The 253-nt window shown below is 51.0% G+C and carries 1 pseudogene; it reads left to right on the top strand.

Features of this window, described 5'->3' with window-relative positions:
- Positions 1-59: 59 nt before the first annotated feature.
- A pseudogene (locus RTW80_RS30055) lies at positions 60-253 on the top strand (conjugal transfer protein TrbA); the annotation flags it as partial.

The following is a 253-nucleotide window of genomic DNA, read 5'->3' as shown; positions in this document are numbered from 1 at the left end:
GCTCTGCTGCCCTCTTTTATTCAGTTAGTCTTCATCGTTTTTATTTAGGGAGCTTTTCCATGACATCCGCTCGCGCGGGAACGACTGATCCGCTTGAATTTCTTGGAGCCCTCGCCATCCTGGGCATTATGCTTCTGCTTGTTGCATGGCTGTTCTTGCCTGAGTTTGTGGACTGGTCATGTTTCATTTTGCATACCCTGTGGGGCATGGCTGATTTTGGCCCCTTCCACACCTGGGCCGCACCGCGTTATAA

Origin of the sequence: Escherichia sp. AM3, from assembly GCF_032029835.1 — a bacterium.
Classification (GTDB): Bacteria; Pseudomonadota; Gammaproteobacteria; order Enterobacterales; family Enterobacteriaceae; genus Escherichia; species Escherichia coli.
This window is presented reverse-complemented; position numbering and strand designations above follow the sequence as displayed.